The following is a 21,865-nucleotide window of genomic DNA, read 5'->3' as shown; positions in this document are numbered from 1 at the left end:
CATGGAGGCGCCCGGGGCCTCGGGTGGGGAAACGCGAGGCCCCGGGCAGGGGAGGGTGGTCCTGGCGGGCCCGCGCGGGGCCCGTACGGGATGCGGCAGGAGGGCGGGTCAGTGCGAGCCGGCGCGCTCCGCCCCCGCGCCGGTGAGGGCGCGCACCTGGAGCCTGGCGAAGCGGTCGGGGTCCGCCTCGCGCGACGTCAGCGTGCCGATGACGGCGCACAGCAGGCCGATCGGGATCGAGACGAGCCCCGGGTTCTCCAGCGGGAACCAGTGGAAGTCCACGCTCGCGGGGAACAGCGACAGGCTGTTGCCCGACGCGTCCTCGCCCTTGCCGGAGACGACCGGCGAGAAGAACACCAGACCGACGGCGGAGATCAGCCCGCCGTAGATGCCGGCGACCGCGCCCCGGGTGTTGAACCGCTTCCAGAAGAGGCTGAAGAGGATCACCGGCAGGTTCGCCGAGGCCGCGATGGCGAACGCGAGGGCGACGAGGAAGGCGACGTTCAGGTTCTGCGCGAAGACCGCAAGCACGATGGACACCGCCCCGACCCCGATGGCCGCGAACCGCGCGACGCGCACCTCCTCCCGTTCGCTCGCCCGCCCCTTGCGCAGCACGCTGTTGTAGAAGTCGTGCGCCAGCGAGGACGACGACGCGATCGTCAGCCCCGCGACCGTGGAGAGGATCGTGGCGAACGCGACCGCCGCGATGAACGCCAGCATGATCGCGCCCAGCGTGTCCCCGCCGAAGTGGTCGCCGACCGCCTCGGCCAGCTGGGGCGCCGCCGTGTTCCCCGCCGTGTTCTGCGCCGTGATCGCCTCGCGGCCGACGAGCGCCGCCGCGCCGAAGCCGAGGACCAGCGTCAGCAGGTAGAAGGTGCCGATGATGCCGATGGCCCAGTTGACGGACTTCCGCGCGGTCTTCGAGTCGGGCACCGTGTAGAAGCGGATGAGGATGTGCGGCAGGCCCGCCGTGCCCAGCACCAGCGCGAGGCCCAGGCTGATGAGGTCCAGCTTGTTCACCATCGTCTGCCAGGCGTCACCGGCCACTTCGACGCCGTACCGCTGCCCCGGCTGGAGGAACGCGTCCCCGGCCCCGCTCGCGTTCGACGCGTCGCTCATCAGGGCGCCGAGGTCGAAGTCGTAGATCGACAGCACCAGCGCGGTCACCAGCAGCGCGCCGCCCATCAGCATCACGGCCTTGATGATCTGCACCCACGTGGTGCCGGTCATGCCGCCGAAGGACACGTAGACGACCATCAGGATGCCGACGACGACGATCCCGACGATCTTCGCCGTGTCCGCGCTCATCCCGAGGTACGTGTCGCCCTCCTCGATGCCGAGCAGCAGCGCGACCAGCGCGCCCGCGCCGACCATCTGGGCCAGCAGGTAGAAGATCGAGACGGTCAGCGTCGACACCGAGGCCGCCGTGCGCACCGGCCGCTGCCGCATGCGGTACGAGACGACGTCCGCCATCGTGAAGCGGCCCGAGTTCCGGAGCAGTTCCGCCACCAGCAGCAGCGCGACCAGCCAGGCGACGAGGAAGCCGATCGAGTACAGGAACCCGTCGTAGCCGAACAGCGCGATCATCCCGGCGATGCCGAGGAACGACGCGGCCGACATGTAGTCGCCGCCGATCGCGAAGCCGTTCTGGATGCCGGAGAAGCCGCGCCCTCCGGAGTGGAAGTCGGTCGCGGACCTGGTCCTGCGGCTCGCGCGCACCGTCACCAGGATCGTCACGGCGATCAGCGCCGAGAACAGGACCATGGTGATCAGCCGCTCCTGCGAGGTGCTCTCCTCGGCCAGCAGCATCATGCGTCGTCCCCCTTCCTGGCGGCGGGAACGCCCGTGCCCGGCTCCAGCTCGTCGCGCAGCTCGTCGGCCAGCGGGTCGAAACGGCGGTTGGCGTAGCGCGAGTAGAGGATCGCGATGCCGAAGGTCGTCACGAACTGGAGCAGCCCGAAGAGCAGGGCCACGTTCGCGTTGCCGATCACCTCGTGCGCCATGACGCCGCGCGCGTACGCGGACATCAGCACGTACAGCAGGTACCAGGCGAGGAACGCCACGCTCGCCGGGAGGACGAAGCGCACCAGCCGCGTCCGCAGCTCCCGGAACCGCGGGTCGTCGTACATGGCGGCGGACCGTGCCTCCAGATCACCGCCCGGCGGATCGCTGGCATCGGGGACGGGCTGCGTCGACGTCATCACCGGCTCCTGTCTTCGGGGGACGTGTGCTCCGGAAACGTCCGAGAGCGTCACACACCCTGCCTGAGCGCCGGGCCCACCTGTCGGCGAACGGTCGATATCCGCGCCGAACGGACGACGGCCCGCCGCCGCGCTGACGCCGCGCCGCGCACGCGCAGGGGCCCCGGCACCGCGCGCACGCGGTACCGGGGCCCCTGGGTGGAGCTGGTGAAGCTGTCAGGTCACTTGATGATCTTGGTGACCTGGCCGGCGCCCACGGTCCGGCCACCCTCACGGATGGCGAACTTCAGGCCCTCCTCCATGGCGATGGGCTGGATCAGCTCGACGCGCATCTCGGTGTTGTCGCCCGGCATGACCATCTCGGTGCCCTCGGGGAGGTGCACCACACCGGTCACGTCGGTGGTACGGAAGTAGAACTGCGGGCGGTAGTTGTTGAAGAACGGGGTGTGGCGGCCACCCTCGTCCTTCGACAGGATGTACGCCTGCGCCTCGAAGTCCGTGTGCGGCGTGACCGAACCCGGCTTGATGATGACCTGGCCGCGCTCGACGTCCTCGCGCTTGATGCCGCGGAGCAGCAGACCGACGTTCTCACCCGCGCGACCCTCGTCGAGGAGCTTGCGGAACATCTCGATGCCGGTCACCGTGGTGGTGGCCTTCTCGGTCTTGATGCCGATGATGTCGACGGTCTCGTTGACCTTGAGGACACCGCGCTCGATGCGGCCGGTCACGACGGTGCCGCGGCCGGTGATCGTGAAGACGTCCTCGATCGGCATCAGGAACGGCTTGTCGATGTCACGCTCGGGCTGCGGGATCGCGTCGTCCACGGCCTGCATGAGCTCCAGGACGCTCTTGGCCCACTCCGGGTCGCCCTCCAGCGCCTTCAGCGCGGAGACCTTCACGACGGGGACGTCGTCGCCCGGGAACTCGTACTCCGTGAGCAGCTCACGGACCTCAAGCTCGACGAGCTCCATGATCTCCTCGTCGTCCACCATGTCGGCCTTGTTCAGCGCGACGACGATGTACGGGACGCCGACCTGGCGGGCCAGGAGCACGTGCTCCTTGGTCTGCGGCATGGGGCCGTCGGTGGCGGCGACCACGAGGATGGCGCCGTCCATCTGCGCGGCACCGGTGATCATGTTCTTGATGTAGTCCGCGTGACCCGGGCAGTCAACGTGAGCGTAGTGACGGTTCTCCGTCTGGTACTCGACGTGCGCGATGGAGATGGTGATACCGCGCTGACGCTCCTCGGGAGCCTTGTCAATGTTCTCGAACGCGAAGCTCTCGTTCACGTCCGGGTACGCGTCGTGCAGCACCTTGGTGATCGCCGCGGTAAGAGTCGTCTTGCCGTGGTCGATGTGACCGATGGTGCCAATGTTGACGTGCGGCTTAGTCCGCTCGAACTTCGCCTTCGCCACTGGGGTCCTCCTGTGGACTGATGCTGTACGCCCCTCGCACTGCGCGGGAGGTTTTCAGAAATGTCGACCGAATCGGCCAGGACCCCGAGGGGGATGCCCTTGACCGCTTCGCTGATGGGCTGGGCGGCCGGGGGCACGAGGCCCCCGGACACCCTCTGGCTCCAGCCTACGGGCTTACTCGCCCTTGGCCTTCGCGATGATCTCCTCGGCGACGTTCCGGGGAACCTCGCCGTAGGAGTCGAACTGCATGCTGTAGCTCGCGCGACCCGAGGTCTTGGAGCGGAGGTCACCGACGTAACCGAACATCTCCGACAGCGGGACCAGCGCCTTGACGACCTTGGCACCGCTGCGGTCCTCCATGGCCTGGATCTGGCCACGGCGGGAGTTGATGTCACCGATCACATCGCCCATGTAGTCCTCGGGCGTGGTGACCTCGACGGCCATCAGCGGTTCCAGCAGGACCGGTCCGGCCTTGCGAGCGGCTTCCTTGAACGCCATGGAACCGGCGATCTTGAAGGCCATCTCGGAGGAGTCGACGTCATGGTACGCGCCGTCGAGCAGGGTCACCCTGACACCGGTCAGCGGGTAGCCGGCGAGCACGCCGAACTCCATCGCCTCCTGGCAGCCCGCGTCCACCGAGGGGATGTACTCCTTGGGGATGCGGCCACCGGTGACCTTGTTCTCGAACTCGTACCCGTCGCCTTCCAGCGGCGCCAGGGCGATCTGCACCTTGGCGAACTGCCCGGAACCGCCGGTCTGCTTCTTGTGCGTGTAGTCGAGCCGGTCCACCGTCTTGCGCAGCGTCTCGCGGTACGCGACCTGCGGCTTGCCGACGTTCGCCTCGACCTTGAACTCACGCTTCATCCGGTCGACCAGGATGTCGAGGTGAAGCTCGCCCATGCCCGCGATGATGGTCTGACCGGTCTCCTGGTCAGCCTTCACCTGGAAGGACGGGTCCTCCTCGGCGAGACGCTGGATGGCGACACCCAGCTTCTCCTGGTCGCCCTTGGACTTGGGCTCGATCGCGACCTCGATGACCGGGGCCGGGAAGTCCATCGACTCCAGGATCACCGGGTTGGCCGGGTCGGCCAGGGTCTCGCCGGTCGTGGTCTGCTTCAGACCCATGACGGCGACGATGTCGCCGGCGCCGACGCGGTCGATCTCCTCACGCTTGTTCGCGTGCATCCGGTAGATCTTGCCGATGCGTTCCTTCTTCTCCTTCACGGAGTTCTGCACCTGCGCGCCCGCCTGGAGCACGCCGGAGTAGATCCGGATGAAGGTCAGCTTGCCCAGGTGCGGGTCGCTGGCGATCTTGAACGCGAGAGCCGCGAGCGGCTCGTCCTCGGACGGCTTGCGCGCGATGACCTGCTCGGGGTCACGCGGCGAGGTGCCCTCCACGGCCTCGACGTCCAGCGGCGACGGCAGGTACTGCACGACCGCGTCGAGCAGGGGCTGCACGCCCTTGTTCTTGAACGCGGTGCCGCAGAACACCGGGGTGATCGTGGTGTCGCCGGTCCCGGTGGAGGCCAGGGTGACGCGGCGGATCGCCGCGACGAGCTGCTCCTGGGAAGGCTCCTCGCCCTCCAGGTACTGCTCCATGACCTCCTCGTCGTTCTCGGCGACGGCCTCGACGAGCTTGGTGTGCCACTCCTCGGCCTGCTCGCGCAGGTCCGCGGGGATGTCCACGACGTCGTACATCTCGCCGAGCTTGGTCTCCTCGGACCAGACGAGGGCCTTCATCCGGACGAGGTCCACCACGCCCTTGAATCCGGCCTCGGCGCCGATCGGCAGCTGCATGACCAGCGGGGTGGCCTTCAGCCGGTCGACGATCATGTCGACGCAGCGGAAGAAGTCCGCGCCCGTGCGGTCCAGCTTGTTCACGAAGCAGATACGCGGCACACCGTAGCGGTCGGCCTGACGCCACACCGTCTCGGACTGCGGCTCGACACCGGCGACACCGTCGAACACCGTGACGGCACCGTCGAGGACACGGAGCGAACGCTCGACCTCGACCGTGAAGTCGACGTGACCGGGGGTGTCGATGATGTTGATGGTGTTGTCGACGTCGTCCAGGATCCAGTGACAGGTGACCGCGGCGGACGTGATCGTGATGCCGCGCTCCTGCTCCTGCTCCATCCAGTCCGTCGTGGCGGCGCCGTCGTGGACTTCACCGATCTTGTAGCTCATGCCGGTGTAGTACAGGATGCGCTCGGTGGTCGTCGTCTTGCCCGCGTCGATGTGGGCCATGATCCCGATGTTGCGGACCTTGGCCAAGTCAAGTGAAGTGGTAGCCATATGGCTTCAGTCTTCTCTCGGTCTCGATGGGGGCGCGACTACCAGCGGTAGTGCGCGAAGGCCTTGTTGGATTCGGCCATCTTGTGGGTGTCCTCGCGCTTCTTGACGGAGGCACCCAGCCCGTTCGACGCGTCGAGCAGCTCGTTCATCAGCCGCTCGGTCATCGTCTTCTCGCGACGGGCGCGCGAGTAGCCCACCAGCCAGCGCAGGGCCAGGGTGGAGGAGCGACCGGGCTTGACCTCGATCGGCACCTGGTAGGTGGCGCCACCGACGCGGCGGGACTTCACCTCGATCGTCGGCTTGACGTTCTCCAGGGCGCGCTTGAGGGTGATGACCGGGTCGTTGCCGGTCTTGTCCCGCAGGCCTTCCATGGCGCCGTAGACGATGCGCTCGGCGGTGGAGCGCTTGCCGTTCAGCAGCACCTTGTTGATCAGCGAGGTCACCAGAGGGGAGCCGTAGACCGGGTCGATGTGAACCGGACGCTTCGGGGCAGGGCCCTTACGAGGCATGCTTACTTCTCCTTCTTGGCGCCGTAACGGCTGCGGGCCTGCTTGCGGTTCTTGACACCCTGGGTGTCGAGCGAACCGCGGATGATCTTGTAGCGAACACCCGGCAGGTCCTTCACACGGCCACCGCGCACCAGCACGATGGAGTGCTCCTGAAGGTTGTGGTTCTCGCCCGGGATGTAAGCCGTGACCTCGATGCCGTTGCTCAGTCGCACACGGGCGACCTTGCGCAGCGCCGAGTTCGGCTTCTTCGGGGTGGTCGTGAACACACGCGTGCAGACACCGCGGCGCTGGGGCGAGCCCTCAAGCGCGGGTGTCTTGTTCTTCTCGACCTTGTCCTGCCGGCCCTTCCGGACCAGCTGCTGGATCGTTGGCACCGTATCTCCGGTTTCTCTGTGCCGATCTCGATAAAGCTAACCTGGGCCACTCCCCGACCCACGCGGTCGGGTGTGTCGGAGAGACTGCGGGTGTCCGAACTCCTCGCGGAGCGGGAGGGACGCAGATCCCGGAGTCCATGCGGCAGGAAAAAGCGCAGGGAACACCCCAGGCACAAGGTCAGAGGGTACCTACCCCGGGGGCTGCGGTCAAAATGATTGGCTGCGCACGCACAATGACCCCATGGACACGCGTGGGGACACAGGAGGGGCCGCCGCGGGCAGCACCACGGCCGGTGGCGAGCGTACCGAAAGAACCGACGGGACCGACAGTCCCGACAGCGCCGAACGGGAGGCCGGCGGCAGCGGAGGGGGCAGCGGGGATGCCGGGGACGGCCAGGACGACGCCGGGGACATATCCCCTGACGGGGACGGTGCGGAGCCCTCCGCCCCCGGCCCGGCGGACGTCACGGCGGCCGCCCGCGGCGAGGAGGACGACGCGGGGGGAGACGGCGGGAAGGGCGGCGCGCGGACGCCGCCGCGCCGCAGGCGCCGCTGGCCGCTGGTGGTGGCCGCCGTCCTGGCCCTGGTGATCGCCGCCACAGGCGCCGCGGCCGCCTGGCTGTGGTGGGAGACCGACGAGGCGCTCGACTCCATCGAACGCATCCCCGACGCCCTGCCGACGCACCTGCCGGCCGGCGCCCAGCCGCCCCGCGTCGAGGGCGACGCGCAGGTGTACCTGCTGATCGGCGTGGACGACGACCGGGCGCCCGACCCGGACGAGCGGTGGCAGGCGGGCGTGGCCCGCAGCGACACGATGATGCTCACCCAGATATCCGCCGACCGCGAGACCGTCTCCGTCGTCTCGCTCCCCCGCGACACGTGGACCGAGATCCCCGGCGCCGGCGAGGCCAAGCTGAACGCGGCCTACTCCTGGGGCGGCCCCGCGCTGCTGGTGGAGACGGTGCAGAACCTCACGGGCGTACGCGTCGACCACGTCGCGGTCATCGACTGGTCGGGCTTCCGCGCGTTCACCGACGCCGTCGGCGGCGTGACCGTGGACGGCGAGCGCATGGACGGCCGCGAGGCCCTCGACTACGTCAGGGAGCGCAAGTCGCTCCCCGGCGGCGACTTCGACCGCACCAGGCGCCAGCAGAACTTCCTGCGGGCCCTGCTCGACCAGACCGCCGGCTCCGGCACGCTCACCGACCCCGGCCGCCTGACCGGGCTGCTCGGCACCGTCGGCGACGTCGTCAGCGTCGACGACCAGCTCAGCAACGGCGACCTGCGCTCCCTCGCCTGGGACCTGCGCGGCATCAGGGGGGACGAGGTCAGCTTCATGAACGCCCCCGTCGCCGGCACCGACCGCCGCCGCGGCCAGTCGGTCGTGCTCCTCGACGACGAGGCGGCGGCGCCCCTGTGGGAGGCCATGCGCGACGACGCCATGGCGGAGTTCCTCACCACCGACGCGGCCCCCGAACAGCTGGGCGACGAGGTGCGCTGACCGCGCCCGCCCGCACCGGCCGCCCGCACCGGCCGCCCGCACGCGCCACCACACGCCCGCGGGCCCGCCACGGGCGGCGACGATGCCGCCCGGACGGGCCCGCGTACTGCTGCTCGCGCGAGGATCAGCCCTGGTAGGGGCCGTAGTCGTAGTCCTCCAGCGGAACGGCCTGGCCGGAGCCGGTGCCGAAGGGCGAGTAGTCGATGTCGTCGTACCCGACGGCCGAGTACATCGCGGCCTTCGCCTCCTCGGTCGGCTCCACCCGGATGTTGCGGTAGCGGGACAGGCCCGTACCGGCCGGGATCAGCTTGCCGATGATCACGTTCTCCTTGAGGCCGATCAGGGAGTCCGACTTGGCGTTGATCGCCGCGTCGGTGAGCACCCGGGTCGTCTCCTGGAAGGACGCCGCCGACAGCCACGACTCGGTGGCCAGCGACGCCTTGGTGATGCCCATCAGCTGCGGACGGCCGGAGGCGGGGTGGCCGCCCTCGGCGACGACGCGCCGGTTCTCGCTCTCGAACTTCGAGCGCTCCACCAGCTCGCCCGGCAGCAGCTCCGCGTCGCCCGACTCGATGATCGTCACCCGGCGCAGCATCTGCCGGACGATGATCTCGATGTGCTTGTCGTGGATCGCGACACCCTGGGAGTTGTAGACCTTCTGGACCTCGCCCACCAGGTAGATCTGCACGGCACGCTGGCCGAGGATGCGCAGGACGTCGTGCGGGTTCGCCGCGCCGACGGTCAGCGGCTGGCCGACCGTGACGTGATCGCCCTCGCCCACCAGCAGACGGGACCGCTTGGAGACCGCGTAGGAGGTCTCGTCCGACCCGTCGTCCGGGGTGACGACGACCTTCTTCGTCTTCTCGGTCTCCTCGATCCGCACGCGGCCCGCCGACTCGGAGATCGGCGCGACGCCCTTGGGCGTCCTGGCCTCGAACAGCTCGACCACACGCGGCAGACCCTGCGTGATGTCCTCACCGGCGACACCACCGGTGTGGAACGTGCGCATCGTCAGCTGCGTGCCGGGCTCACCGATGGACTGGGCCGCGATGATGCCGACGGCCTCGCCGATGTCCACCAGCTTGCCGGTGGCCAGCGACCTGCCGTAGCACATGGCGCAGGTGCCGACGGCCGACTCGCAGGTCAGGACCGAGCGGGTCTTGACCGTCTCGACGCCGTGGCCGACCAGCTCGTCGATGAGCACGTCGCCCAGGTCGGTCCCGGCCGGGGCCAGCACCTTCCCGTCCACGACGATGTCCTCGGCCAGACAGCGGGCGTAGACGCTGCTCTCGGCGTCCTCCGCCTTGCGCAGCACGCCGTCGGGACCCTTGGCCGCGATGCTCAGCTTCAGGCCGCGCTCGGTGCCGCAGTCCTCCTCGCGGATGATCACGTCCTGGGAGACGTCCACCAGACGGCGGGTGAGGTACCCGGAGTCGGCGGTCCGCAGGGCGGTGTCGGCGAGGCCCTTGCGGGCGCCGTGCGTGGAGATGAAGTACTCCAGCACGGACAGGCCCTCGCGGAACGACGCCTTGATCGGCCGCGGGATGGTCTCGTTCTTCGCGTTGGAGACGAGGCCGCGCATGCCCGCGATCTGACGCATCTGCATCATGTTTCCGCGGGCGCCCGAGTCGACCATCATGAAGATCGGGTTGACCTTCGGGAAGTTCTCGCTCATGGCCTCGGCGACCTCGTTCGTCGCCTTGGTCCAGATCGCGATCAGTTCCTGCGTGCGCTCGTCCTTGGTGATGAGGCCGCGCTCGTACTGCTTCTGGACCTTCTCGTCCTGCGCCTCGTAGTCGGCAAGGATCTGCTTCTTGACCGGGGGCACGACGATGTCGGAGACCGCGACGGTGACGCCCGAGCGCGTGGCCCAGAAGTAACCGGCGGACTTCAGGTTGTCCAGCGTGGCGGCGACGATCACCTTGGGGTAGCGCTCGGCGAGGTCGTTGACGATCTGCGAGAGCTGCTTCTTGCCGACGGACTGGTCGATGAACGGGTAGTCCTCCGGCAGCAGCTCGTTGAAGAGCGCCCGGCCCAGCGTGGTGCGCATCCGGAAGCTGTCGCCCTGCTGCCACTCCTCGGACCCGTCGCCCTCGGCGGGCGCGGGCGGGGTCCAGCCGCGGGGCGGCACGGAGCCCACCGGGAAGCGGATGTCGATCTTCGCCTGGAGCGACAGCTCCCCGGCGTCGAAGGCCATGATCGCCTCGGCGGTGGAGGCGAACGACCTGCCCTCGCCCTTGACCTCGCGCTCCTCCTCGTCCGTGGTGAGGAAGAAGAGGCCGAGCACCATGTCCTGGGTGGGCATGGTCACCGGGCGGCCGTCGGCCGGCTTGAGGATGTTGTTCGAGGACAGCATCAGGATGCGGGCCTCGGCCTGCGCCTCCGCGGACAGCGGCAGGTGCACGGCCATCTGGTCACCGTCGAAGTCCGCGTTGAACGCGGTGCAGACGAGCGGGTGGATCTGGATGGCCTTGCCCTCGACCAGCTGCGGCTCGAAGGCCTGGATGCCGAGGCGGTGCAGGGTCGGGGCGCGGTTCAGCAGCACCGGGTGCTCGGCGATGACCTCTTCGAGGACGTCGTACACCACGGTGCGCTGGCGCTCGACCATGCGCTTGGCCGACTTGATGTTCTGCGCGTGGTTCAGGTCCACCAGGCGCTTCATCACGAACGGCTTGAACAGCTCCAGCGCCATCGCCTTCGGCAGACCGCACTGGTGCAGCTTCAGCTGCGGACCGACGACGATCACGGAACGCGCGGAGTAGTCCACGCGCTTGCCGAGCAGGTTCTGGCGGAAGCGGCCCTGCTTGCCCTTGAGCATGTCGGACAGCGACTTCAGCGGGCGGTTGCCGGGGCCGGTGACCGGACGGCCGCGCCGGCCGTTGTCGAACAGCGCGTCCACGGCCTCCTGGAGCATCCGCTTCTCGTTGTTCACGATGATCTCGGGGGCACCGAGGTCGAGCAGCCGCTTCAGGCGGTTGTTCCGGTTGATGACGCGGCGGTACAGGTCGTTCAGGTCGGAGGTCGCGAAGCGGCCACCGTCCAGCTGCACCATCGGCCGCAGGTCCGGCGGGATCACCGGGACGCAGTCGAGGACCATGCCGCGCGGGCTGTTGGAGGTCTGGAGGAACGGCGAGACGACCTTGAGCCGCTTGAGGGCGCGGGTCTTCTTCTGGCCCTTGCCGGTGCGGATGATCTCCCGCAGCCGCTCGGCCTCCTCCTCCAGGTCGAAGGTCTCCAGCCGCTTCTGGAGCGCGGCGGCGCCCATCGAGCCGTCGAAGTAGGTCCCGAAGCGGTCGCGCAGCTCGCGGTAGAGCAGCTCGTCGCCCTCCAGGTCCTGGACCTTCAGGTTCTTGAAGCGGGCCCAGACCTCGTCCAGACGGTCCAGCTCGCGCTGCGCGCGGTCGCGCAGCTGCTTCATCTCGCGCTCGGCGCCCTCGCGCACCTTGCGGCGCACGTCGGCCTTGGCGCCCTCGGCCTCCAGCTCGGCGAGGTCCGACTCCTGCTTCTTGGCGCGGGCCTCCAGGTCGGCGTCGCGGCGCTGCTCGACCTGCTGGCGCTCGACGGAGATCTGGGCCTCCAGCGACGGCAGGTCGCGCGTACGGCGCTCCTCGTCCACGTACGTGATCATGTACGCGGCGAAGTAGATGACCTTCTCCAGGTCCTTCGGCGCGAGGTCGAGCAGGTAGCCCAGGCGCGACGGGACGCCCTTGAAGTACCAGATGTGGGTGACGGGGGCGGCCAGTTCGATGTGGCCCATCCGCTCGCGGCGCACCTTGGCGCGGGTCACCTCGACGCCGCAGCGCTCACAGATGATGCCCTTGAAGCGGACGCGCTTGTACTTGCCGCAGTAGCACTCCCAGTCCCGGGTGGGGCCGAAGATCTTCTCGCAGAAGAGGCCGTCCTTCTCGGGCTTGAGGGTGCGGTAGTTGATGGTCTCCGGCTTCTTGACCTCACCGTGGGACCACTGACGGATGTCGTCAGCGGTGGCGAGGCCGATCCGCAGCTCGTCGAAGAAGTTGACGTCGAGCACTCTCGTCAATCCCTCTCAGGGTCGTGTGTGGTGGTCTGATCGGGGTCGGGGGGCTGGGCCGGGGGCGGCGTGGTGACGCCGTCCCCGGCCGGACCCGTCAGACCTCTTCGACGCTGCTCGGCTCGCGCCGGGACAGGTCGATGCCGAGCTCCTCCGCGGCGCGGAAGACGTCCTCGTCGGTGTCGCGCATCTCGATGGACATGCCGTCGCTGGACAGCACCTCCACGTTGAGGCAGAGCGACTGCATCTCCTTGATGAGCACCTTGAAGGACTCCGGGATGCCGGGCTCGGGGATGTTCTCGCCCTTGACGATGGCCTCGTAGACCTTGACGCGGCCGGTGACGTCGTCGGACTTGATGGTGAGCAGCTCCTGGAGCGCGTAGGCCGCGCCGTACGCCTCCAGCGCCCACACCTCCATCTCGCCGAAGCGCTGGCCACCGAACTGCGCCTTACCACCGAGCGGCTGCTGGGTGATCATGGAGTACGGGCCGGTCGAGCGGGCGTGCAGCTTGTCGTCGACCAGGTGGTGCAGCTTCAGGATGTACATGTAGCCGACGGAGATCGGGTCCGGGAACGGCTCCCCGGACCGGCCGTCGTACAGCCGGGCCTTGCCGGAGGGCAGGACCAGGCGGTCGCCGTCGCGGTTGGGGATGGTGGACTCGAACAGGCCCGCCAGCTCGTCCTCGCGCGCGCCGTCGAACACCGGGGTGGCGACGTTGGTGCCGGGCGCGACCTCGTCGGCGCCGATCGCCGCGAGCCGCTCCTTCCACTCCGCGTCGGTCCCCTCGACCTTCCAGCCCTGCGAGGCGAGCCACCCGAGGTGGATCTCCAGCACCTGGCCGGGGTTCATGCGGGACGGGACGCCCAGCGGGTTGAGGATGATGTCCACCGGGGTGCCGTCCTCCATGAACGGCATGTCCTCGACGGGCAGGATCTTCGAGATGACGCCCTTGTTGCCGTGGCGGCCGGCCAGCTTGTCGCCGTCGGTGATCTTCCGCTTCTGGGCCACGTAGACGCGGACCAGCTGGTTGACGCCGGGCGGCAGCTCGTCGCCCTCCTCGCGGTCGAAGACGCGCACGCCGATGACCTTGCCGGTCTCGCCGTGCGGCACCTTCAGGGAGGTGTCGCGGACCTCGCGGGCCTTCTCGCCGAAGATCGCGCGCAGCAGGCGCTCCTCCGGGGTCAGCTCGGTCTCGCCCTTCGGGGTGACCTTGCCGACCAGGATGTCCCCGGCCTCGACCTCGGCGCCGATGCGGATGATGCCGCGGTCGTCAAGGTCGGCGAGGACTTCCTCGGAGACGTTCGGGATGTCCCGGGTGATCTCCTCGGGGCCCAGCTTGGTGTCGCGGGCGTCGACCTCGTGCTCCTCGATGTGGATCGAGGAGAGGACGTCGTCCTGCACCAGGCGCTGGGAGAGGATGATCGCGTCCTCGTAGTTGTAGCCCTCCCACGGCATGAACGCGACCAGCAGGTTCTTGCCGAGCGCCATCTCGCCGCTCTCGGTGGACGGGCCGTCGGCGATCACCTGGCCGGTGATGACGCGGTCGCCCTCCTCGACCAGGACCTTCTGGTTGAAGGAGGTGCCCTGGTTGGAGCGGTGGAACTTCGCCAGCCGGTGCGTGACGTGCGTGCCGTCGTCGTACTGGATGGAGATGTAGTCGGCGGAGACATCGGTGATGACGCCGTCCCGCTCGGCCTTGATGACGTCGCCCGCGTCCACGGCGGAGCGGTACTCCATGCCGGTGCCGACGAGCGGCGACTCGGCCTGGATCAGCGGCACGGCCTGGCGCATCATGTTCGAGCCCATGAGCGCGCGGTTGGCGTCGTCGTGCTCCAGGAACGGGATCATGGCGGTCGCGACCGACACCATCTGGCGCGGCGAGACGTCCATGTAGTCCACGTCGGTGCCGGCGACGTAGTCGACCTCGCCGCCGCGGATGCGGACCAGTACGCGGGCCTCGGCGAAGCGGTAGTCGTCGGTCAGGCGGGCGTTCGCCTGCGCGATGACGTACCGGTCCTCCTCGTCCGCGGTCAGGTAGTCCACCGCGTCGGTGACGACGCCCTCGGTCACCCGGCGGTAGGGCGTCTCGACGAAGCCGAACGCGTTGACCCGGCCGAAGGCGGCGAGCGAGCCGATCAGACCGATGTTCGGACCCTCGGGGGTCTCGATCGGACACATGCGCCCGTAGTGCGAGGGGTGCACGTCACGGACCTCAAGGCCGGCCCGCTCGCGGCTGAGGCCGCCGGGGCCCAGCGCCGACAGGCGGCGCTTGTGGGTCAGCCCGGAGAGCGGGTTCGTCTGGTCCATGAACTGCGACAGCTGGCTGGTGCCGAAGAACTCCTTGATGGAGGCGACGACCGGCCGGATGTTGATCAGGGTCTGGGGCGTGATCGCCTCGACGTCCTGGGTGGTCATGCGCTCGCGGACGACGCGCTCCATGCGCGCGAGGCCGGTGCGGACCTGGTTCTGGATCAGCTCGCCGACGTTGCGCAGGCGGCGGTTGCCGAAGTGGTCGATGTCGTCGGTCTCGACGACGATCGTCCGGCCGTTCGGGGTGGCCGTCTCGGTCTCACCGGCGTGCAGGCGAACCAGGTACTTGATGGTGGCGACGACGTCCTCGACCGTCAGCACACCGGCGTCGAGCGGCTCGTCCCCGCCCAGCTTCTTGTTGATCTTGTAGCGGCCGACCTTGGCCAGGTCGTAGCGCTTGGGGTTGAAGTACAGGTTCTCCAGCAGCGTCTGCGCGGCCTCGCGGGTCGGCGGCTCGCCCGGCCGGAGCTTGCGGTAGATGTCGAGCAGCGCGTCGTCCTGCCCCTGGGTGTGGTCCTTCTCCAGGGTGGCGCGCATGGACTCGTAGTCGCCGAACTCCTCCAGGATCTGGTCGGAGGTCCAGCCGAGGGCCTTCAGCAGCACGGTGACGGACTGCTTGCGCTTGCGGTCGATGCGGACGCCGACCATGTCGCGCTTGTCGATCTCCATCTCCAGCCAGGCACCCCGGGACGGGATGATCTTGGCCGAGAAGAGGTCCTTGTCGGACGTCTTGTCGATGCTGCTGTCGAAGTAGACGCCCGGGGAGCGGACGAGCTGCGAGACGACGACGCGCTCGGTACCGTTGATGCAGAAGGTGCCCTTGTCGGTCATGAGCGGGAAGTCGCCCATGAAGACCGTCTGGGACTTGATCTCACCGGTCTCGTTGTTCGTGAACTCGGCGGTGACGAAGAGCGGCGCCGCGTACGTGAAGTCGCGCTCCTTGCACTCGTCGATGGAGTTCTTCGGCGGCTCGAACCGGTGGTCCCGGAAAGTCAGGGACATGGACCCGGAGAAATCCTCGATCGGGGAGATCTCCTCGAAGATCTCCTCCAGACCGGACTTCCTGGGTACGTCCTGTCCACTGTCCAGCGCAGCCTCGACGCGGGCCTTCCAGGCGTCGTTGCCGAGGAGCCAGTCGAAGCTCTCGGTCTGGAGCGCAAGGAGGTTCGGAACCTCAAGGGGTTCCTTGATCTTCGCAAAAGAGACACGCAGGGGTGCGGTGCTGGTGCCGTTGTTCGTACTGTTGGTCGAGGCGTTGCGCGAGGCGGCCAAGAGGGGGTCCTTCCGAGGGCTCGGACTCTCTGCGCGCGTACCCGCCCCCCTGGTGACGGGCAGGAGGCAGCTAGGCAGCGCAAAGGGTCAGTGTAGCCACAAGACCCACTGATGTCCAACGCCACTATCGACCATCGAGGAGCCACCCTCGGTGTACTCGTTCCGTGCCTCTCGCGATCCACGCCCGGCCGCCTCGTAGCCGGCTGCGGATCTTCCGTCTGACCGCATCACTTCCCACTCCGCCGAGCATCCATGCCTCGGTTCATGGACGGATCTGGCGGCGCGCCCTGAGAATCGCGCGCCCGGTGCGGTTCGTCAAGGCCCCTGGGAACCGAAGATCACCATACCTGGCCATCCCGTGGGGGCAAGGAGGCGGCCACCACAACGCCCAGGGGCGACCACCCGACTGGGTGATCGCCCCTGGGACGGACCCGCGTGACCTGCGGCGGAGGCCGCGGTCAGCGGGCGGAGATCACTTGACCTCGACGCCGGCGCCGGCGGCCTCAAGGGACTCCTTGGCCTTGTCCGCGGCCTCCTTGTTGACCTTCTCCAGGACGGGCTTCGGGGCGCCGTCCACGAGCTCCTTTGCCTCCTTCAGACCCAGCGAGGTCAGCTCGCGCACGACCTTGATGACCTGGATCTTCTTGTCGCCCGCACCGGTGAGGATGACGTCGAACTCGTCCTTCTCCGGCTCGGCCTCGGCGGCACCGGCGCCACCACCCTGCGCGGGCAGGGCGAACGCGGCCGGGGCGGCGGCCTCGACATCGAACTTCTCCTCGAACTTCTTCACGAAGTCCGAGAGCTCCAGCAGGGTCATGTCCGCGAACTGCTCAAGCAGCTCGTCCTGGCTCAGCTTCGCCATGATGGCGGTCCTTCCATGTCAAACGGGTCAATCGGCAGGTGCCGGGTGAACATCCGGGGTGTTGCGGGCGGGCGTATGCCTACTCGGCGGGAGCGGGCTCGCCGGCACCGCCCTTTTCGACCTTCTCGCGCAGCGCGTCCGCGGTGCGGACCAGCTTCGTGAGCGGGGCCTGGAAGGTCGCCGCGGCCTTGGCCATGGACGCCTTCATGCCACCGGCCAGCTTGGCCAGCAGCACCTCACGGGACTCAAGGTCCGCGAGCTTCACGATCTCCGCCGCGCTCAGGGTGCGGCCTTCGAGGACGCCCCCCTTGATGACGAGCGCGGGGTTCTCCTTGGCGAAGTCACGCAGACCCTTCGCCGTCTCGACCGGGTCGCCGGTGATAAAGGCGACGGCCGTCGAGCCCTTGAAGAACTCGTCGAGTCCGGTGACCCCGGCCTCGTTGGCGGCGATCTTGCTCAGCGTGTTCTTCGCCACACGGTACTGGGCGTTCTCACCGAGGGAACGGCGCAGCTGCTTGAGCTGGGCCACGGTGAGGCCGGTGTACGCGGTGACGACGGCCGCGCTGGAGTTCTCGAAATCTTGCTTGATCTCCGCGACTGCCGCGACCTTGTCGGTACTCGCCATAACCTCGGCCCTCCTTCCGGGACTTTCCGGGTGATTCGCAACCGCACGGAAGGGGGCCGGAGAAAACGGAAACGCCCCGGGCGCGGGCGCTCGGGGCGGACGGGGCCACGGCTCACACGGGTCCGGGAGGAACACACCGGACGGCCGTGGAACACACGGGACGTCGTACACGATCACCTGCGCGGGCCGCCCGCATCCAGCGGTTCCTTCGGCCACCGCGAGCCCCTCAGGGACGCACGGCGACAACCAGCGGTCTTTGGCTTCGTGAGCGAGGGTACGGGACGCGCCGCGCGGCAGGCAAATCGGGCGGCCCCCGCCACCCCCCGGCTCAGCCGCCGAAGCCGGACGCGAACCGCTCCAGGACCTCACCGAACTCCACGGCGCGGTCGGCGGGCGGCTCGGTGACCTCCACCTCGGTGCCCAGGTCGTCGTAGTCCACCTGGTACGTCACCTCGCCGCGCGCGGTCGTGTACTCCTGACGCAGGCGGACCGGGAAGTCGTCCTCGCCGACCCAGACGTCGACGGTCCAGCTCTCGATGCCCTGCTGCTCGACGGCGTCGGACAGCCGCTGCCGCTGTTCCTCGGTCAGCTCGCCCTCCCCGCCGGACGCCAGGGCCTCGTCCACGGAGACGGTGCCGCTGTAGTGCTCGGCCTCGGCGCCGTTCACCTCCTCGGTGCCCACCGCCTCGATGGACTCCGAGCGCAGCAGCAGCGCGAGCTGCCCGGCCGGGTCCTGGGCCGCGGTGTCCAGGGCGGACGCGACGGCGCCCGCGAGCCCGCCGGAGCCGCCAGACCCGCCCGCCAGCTCGGCGAGGTCGAGCCGCAGCCAGTCGCGGCCCTCGAACTCGGCGGCGAACGTCTCGTCGAGCGAGGCCCACAGCGTGTCGTCGAGCCACAGGACGCGGGTCTCCGCGGGCGACGCGGCGCCGAGGCCGAGCGCGTCGCCCTCGACCGTCGCGTCGATGGCCGGGTCGTCGCCCCAGGACATCACGCCGTCCGCCGTCACGCCGCCGTCCTGGGTGCCCGCGCCGGTGAGGGACGCCTCGAACGCGGCGGAGGTGGTCCGCCCGGCGCTGTCGGCCGCCGCCCGCACGGCCGCGAGGACCTCGGGGTCCGTGCCGGAGTGGGAGGCGCCCTCGGTGCGGTCCTCGGCGCCGCCGTCGTCGCCGGAGCCGCCGCACGCCGCCGTACCGGCGAGCAGCAGCGCCGCCGCCCCGCCGAGGGCCACGGCGCGCGCCGCCGTCCTGACGCCCGTCCTGGTCCACGGGTGGAGCTTGTCGGTACGCATGGTTCCCCCTCTCCTGGGGCCGGGGACCGCGCCCCCGTCGCCTCGTCCTGGCCGCACTGCCGTCTCCACGCTAACCCAGCGGGCGCCGGACGCAAACGGAACGCCCGCCTCCGCGCCGCAAGGGCACGGGGGCGGGCGTCAGTTGGGCCGGTACGGCCGTGGCGCGCGCGGCGGCTCAGACGAGGCTGTCCTCGGCGAGCAGGTCGCGGGTGCGGTTGGTGTCCACCGGGATGCCGGGGCCGATCGTGGTGCTGAGCGTCGCCTTCTTCAGGTAACGGCCCTTGGCCGCGGACGGCTTCAGCCGCAGGATCTCGTCCAGCGCGGCGGCGTAGTTCTCCACCAGCTGGCGCTCGTCGAACGAGACCTTGCCGATGATGAAGTGGAGGTTCGCGTGCTTGTCCACGCGGAACTCGATCTTGCCGCCCTTGATCTCGGTGACCGCCTTGGCCACGTCGGGGGTGACGGTGCCGGTCTTCGGGTTGGGCATCAGACCGCGCGGGCCGAGGACGCGGCCGAGGCGGCCGACCTTGCCCATGAGGTCGGGGGTGGCGACGACGGCGTCGAAGTCGAGCCAGCCGCCCGCCACACGCTCGATCAGTTCGTCGGAGCCGACGATGTCGGCGCCCGCGGCCTCCGCGGCCGCTGCACGGTCACCGGTCGCGAAGACCAGGACCCGGGCGGTCTTGCCGGTGCCGTGCGGAAGGTTGACGGTGCCGCGGACCATCTGGTCGGCCTTGCGCGGGTCGACGCCCAGGCGCATGGCGACCTCGACGGTCGCGTCGAACTTGGCGGACGAGGTGTCCTTGGCGAGCCGGACGGCGGAGAGCGGCGCGTACACACTCGTACGGTCGATCCTGGCGTCCGCGCTGCGAAGGTTCTTGCTGCGCTTCACTGCTGCTCCTGCGATTGAGTCGGGAGTCGTGGTGCGGGCCGGCGCAGGCCCTGCCACGGGAGGGTGGTCGTCCGCGGGGGCGGTCAGCCCTCGACGGTGACACCCATGGAACGGGCGGTGCCGGCGATGATCTTCTCGGCGGCGTCGAGGTCGTTGGCGTTCAGGTCGGGCATCTTGGTGGTGGCGATCTCCCGGACCTGGGCGCGCGTGAGCTTGGCGACCTTGGTCTTGTGGGGCTCGCCCGAGCCCTTCTCGACACCGGCGGCCTTGAGGATCATCTTCGCGGCCGGGGGGGTCTTGGTGATGAAGGTGAAGGAACGGTCCTCGTAGACCGTGATCTCCACCGGCACGACCCAGCCGCGCTGCGACTCGGTCGCCGCGTTGTAGGCCTTGCAGAACTCCATGATGTTGACACCGTGCTGGCCCAGCGCCGGACCCACGGGCGGCGCGGGGTTCGCGGCGCCGGCCTGGATCTGGAGCTTGATGAGCCCGGTGACCTTTTTCCTGGGAGGCATGCTCTCGGGTCCTCTACCTCAGTGTGCGATGGGCGCGTCCTCGGGTTGGCGACGCGTGCGCCCCCGGGGAGACCTGGCCGGTGTCCGGACGGAGGCATACCGGACCACGGTAACGGCTGCCGCCCCCCGGCCCAAATCGGTTCCCCGGACCGGGGCGCACGGGAAAGCCCACCCCTGCCCGGAAAGGCGGGGGTGGGCTTGCCTGTGCCGTGCGGACGGTCAGTTCTTCTGAATCTGGTCGAAGCTCAGCTCGACCGGGGTCTCGCGGCCGAAGATCTCGACGAGGCCCTTGACCTTCTTGGAGTCCGGGTTGATCTCGTTGATCGTCGCCTGGAGGGTGGCGAAGGGGCCGTCGGTGACGGTGACGGAGTCGCCGACCTCGAAGTCGAGCACCTGCACCTCGACCTTGCGGCCGCCGCCCGCGCCGCCCTCGGCGGCCGCCTCGGCGGCGGCCTTCTGCTCGACCTCGGGGGCGAGCATCTTGACGATCTCGTCCAGGGTGAGCGGGTACGGGTCGTACGCGTTGCCGACGAAGCCGGTGACGCCCGGGGTGTTGCGGACGACGCCCCACGACTCGTTCGTCAGGTCCATGCGGACCAGTACGTAACTGGGCAGCTTGTTCTGCTTGATGGTGCGGCGGTCGCCGTTCTTGATCTGGACGACCTCTTCCTGCGGCACCTCGACCTGGAAGATGTAGTCCTCGACGTTGAGCGAGACGGCGCGCTGTTCGAGGTTGGTCTTGACCCGGTTCTCGTAGCCCGCGTAGGTGTGCACCACGTACCACTCGCCGGGGAGGGTGCGCAGTTCCTCGCGCAGCGCGGCGACGGGGTCGACCGGCTCGGCGGGTCCGGCCTCCTCGGCGTCCTCCGCCTCCTCGCCCGCGTCGGCCTCGCCCGGCTCGGCGGCGGCGTCGGCGGCCGGTGCCTCGGCGGCGTCGTCAGCGTCGTCCTCACCGATCTCGTCGGTCTCCGTCGCCGCCTCGCCGACGGTCCCGACGGGGCCCGACTCCTCGTCCGCCTCCTCGACGATGTCGCGTGCGTCGCGTGCGATGTCGTCGTCCTCGGCCTCGGGGGACGCGGCGTCGTTGCGGTACGGGTCAGACACGATTGCTGCTTCTTCCTGCGCTTCCGGACACGGGTTTGATGATCAGCCGGAGTCGATGAGCCGGGTGATCAGCCGAAGACGTACTCGACGGCGCGGCTGAATCCCCAGTCAAGCACGGTCAGGATGCAGATGACGACGATGACGAAGACGATGACGGCCGTGGTGTACGTGGAGAGCTGGCGGCGCGACGGCCAGACGACCTTGCGCAGCTCCGCGACGACCTGCCGGTAGAACAGCGCGAGACGGCCGAGCGGGCCGCGCTTGGCACGCTTGCCGCGGCGGCCGGTGCCACCGCCGCCACCGGCGCCCTCGCCCCGGGGCTGGGGCTCTGGCGTCTCCACGGAGTCTGTGATCCCCGCCACTCGTCCTCACCTGTTCCCGGTCATGGTCATAAGCCGCCCGGTCCACCCGGACGGCTGTGTACCTAGCGTCTAGCAGGGCCGGAGGGACTTGAACCCCCAACCGCTGGTTTTGGAGACCAGTGCTCTACCAATTGAGCTACGACCCTTTACCGTGTGGCGTGCCGACAACGTACCGCATCGGGCACCACAGGTGAGGAGTGTACGTGGTGAAGCGCCGGGCGTCGAACGGCTGATGCGTCTTCATCGCCGAACCCCCGCGATCCGCCCCGCTCCCCGTGCGCATTCCCCCACACATCCCCCACCCCCCGC

Annotated in this window: 16 protein-coding genes and 1 tRNA gene; 1 reads left to right on the top strand and 16 read right to left on the bottom strand. The window is 69.1% G+C overall.

Features of this window, described 5'->3' with window-relative positions; genetic code table 11:
* Positions 1-108 precede the first annotated feature (108 nt).
* From ACL02R_RS09890 to rpsL, 6 genes are all read right to left on the bottom strand, one after another.
* Positions 109-1,812 carry a cation acetate symporter gene (locus ACL02R_RS09890; protein WP_412796487.1) on the bottom strand — a complete coding sequence of 568 codons (1,704 nt, stop codon included), beginning with the start codon at positions 1,810-1,812 and terminating at the stop codon, positions 109-111.
* Positions 1,809-2,201: a DUF485 domain-containing protein gene (locus ACL02R_RS09885; protein WP_412796486.1), complete on the bottom strand. Its 393-nt coding sequence runs from the start codon at positions 2,199-2,201 to the stop codon at positions 1,809-1,811. The genes ACL02R_RS09890 and ACL02R_RS09885 overlap by 4 nt, the downstream gene beginning before the upstream one ends.
* 221 nt (positions 2,202-2,422) lie before the next feature.
* Positions 2,423-3,616: an elongation factor Tu gene (gene tuf / locus ACL02R_RS09880; protein WP_362962001.1), complete on the bottom strand. Its 1,194-nt coding sequence runs from the start codon at positions 3,614-3,616 to the stop codon at positions 2,423-2,425.
* Positions 3,617-3,790: 174 nt separating this feature from the next.
* The gene (gene fusA, locus ACL02R_RS09875; protein ID WP_412796485.1) at positions 3,791-5,911 is read right to left on the bottom strand and encodes an elongation factor G; all 2,121 of its coding nucleotides are present in this window, start codon (positions 5,909-5,911) and stop codon (positions 3,791-3,793) included.
* Positions 5,912-5,949: 38 nt separating this feature from the next.
* Complete coding sequence (gene rpsG / locus ACL02R_RS09870; protein WP_052849178.1) at positions 5,950-6,420, bottom strand: 30S ribosomal protein S7; 471 nt, start codon at positions 6,418-6,420, stop codon at positions 5,950-5,952.
* 2 nt (positions 6,421-6,422) lie between these two features.
* Positions 6,423-6,794, bottom strand: a complete 372-nt coding sequence (gene rpsL / locus ACL02R_RS09865; RefSeq protein ID WP_049572471.1) for a 30S ribosomal protein S12 — start codon at positions 6,792-6,794, stop codon at positions 6,423-6,425.
* Between the two features lie 241 nt (positions 6,795-7,035).
* Between rpsL and ACL02R_RS09860 the strand changes: the two genes are divergently transcribed.
* Positions 7,036-8,295, top strand: a complete 1,260-nt coding sequence (locus ACL02R_RS09860) for an LCP family protein (RefSeq protein ID WP_412796484.1) — start codon at positions 7,036-7,038, stop codon at positions 8,293-8,295.
* A 124-nt stretch (positions 8,296-8,419) separates the two neighbouring features.
* Here the strand turns inward: ACL02R_RS09860 and ACL02R_RS09855 are convergent, their stop codons facing one another.
* The 10 genes from ACL02R_RS09855 to ACL02R_RS09810 all read right to left on the bottom strand — a co-directional run bounded on the left by ACL02R_RS09855 (position 8,420) and on the right by ACL02R_RS09810 (position 21,702).
* Positions 8,420-12,325 carry a DNA-directed RNA polymerase subunit beta' gene (locus tag ACL02R_RS09855; protein ID WP_412796483.1) on the bottom strand — a complete coding sequence of 1,302 codons (3,906 nt, stop codon included), beginning with the start codon at positions 12,323-12,325 and terminating at the stop codon, positions 8,420-8,422.
* 97 nt (positions 12,326-12,422) lie between these two features.
* Positions 12,423-15,908 (bottom strand): DNA-directed RNA polymerase subunit beta, encoded by a 3,486-nt coding sequence (gene rpoB / locus ACL02R_RS09850; protein WP_412796482.1) that lies wholly within the window; start codon positions 15,906-15,908, stop codon positions 12,423-12,425.
* A 472-nt stretch (positions 15,909-16,380) separates the two neighbouring features.
* Positions 16,381-16,770, bottom strand: coding sequence for a 50S ribosomal protein L7/L12 (rplL, locus tag ACL02R_RS09845; protein ID WP_412796481.1), 390 nt, complete (start codon positions 16,768-16,770; stop codon positions 16,381-16,383).
* 79 nt (positions 16,771-16,849) lie between these two features.
* The gene (rplJ, locus tag ACL02R_RS09840; RefSeq protein WP_362962013.1) at positions 16,850-17,395 is read right to left on the bottom strand and encodes a 50S ribosomal protein L10; all 546 of its coding nucleotides are present in this window, start codon (positions 17,393-17,395) and stop codon (positions 16,850-16,852) included.
* Between the two features lie 328 nt (positions 17,396-17,723).
* Complete coding sequence (locus ACL02R_RS09835) at positions 17,724-18,683, bottom strand: hypothetical protein (RefSeq protein WP_412796480.1); 960 nt, start codon at positions 18,681-18,683, stop codon at positions 17,724-17,726.
* 175 nt (positions 18,684-18,858) lie between these two features.
* Positions 18,859-19,575 carry a 50S ribosomal protein L1 gene (rplA, locus tag ACL02R_RS09830; protein WP_362962017.1) on the bottom strand — a complete coding sequence of 239 codons (717 nt, stop codon included), beginning with the start codon at positions 19,573-19,575 and terminating at the stop codon, positions 18,859-18,861.
* Positions 19,576-19,658: 83 nt separating this feature from the next.
* Positions 19,659-20,090, bottom strand: a complete 432-nt coding sequence (rplK, locus tag ACL02R_RS09825) for a 50S ribosomal protein L11 (protein ID WP_362962019.1) — start codon at positions 20,088-20,090, stop codon at positions 19,659-19,661.
* Between the two features lie 219 nt (positions 20,091-20,309).
* Entirely contained in the window at positions 20,310-21,194 is an 885-nt protein-coding gene (gene nusG, locus ACL02R_RS09820; protein WP_412796479.1) for a transcription termination/antitermination protein NusG, read from the bottom strand.
* 68 nt (positions 21,195-21,262) lie between these two features.
* Positions 21,263-21,547: a preprotein translocase subunit SecE gene (gene secE / locus ACL02R_RS09815; protein WP_412796616.1), complete on the bottom strand. Its 285-nt coding sequence runs from the start codon at positions 21,545-21,547 to the stop codon at positions 21,263-21,265.
* Positions 21,548-21,629: 82 nt separating this feature from the next.
* Positions 21,630-21,702: transfer RNA gene (locus ACL02R_RS09810), tRNA-Trp, on the bottom strand.
* Between the last annotated feature and the right edge of the window lie 163 nt (positions 21,703-21,865).

It is taken from the genome of Streptomyces sp. MS19 (assembly GCF_047200595.1).
In the GTDB taxonomy this organism is placed as follows: Bacteria; Actinomycetota; Actinomycetes; order Streptomycetales; family Streptomycetaceae; genus Streptomyces.
The sequence above is the reverse complement of the archived record's forward strand: the minus strand, read 5'-3'. Positions and strand labels throughout refer to the sequence as shown.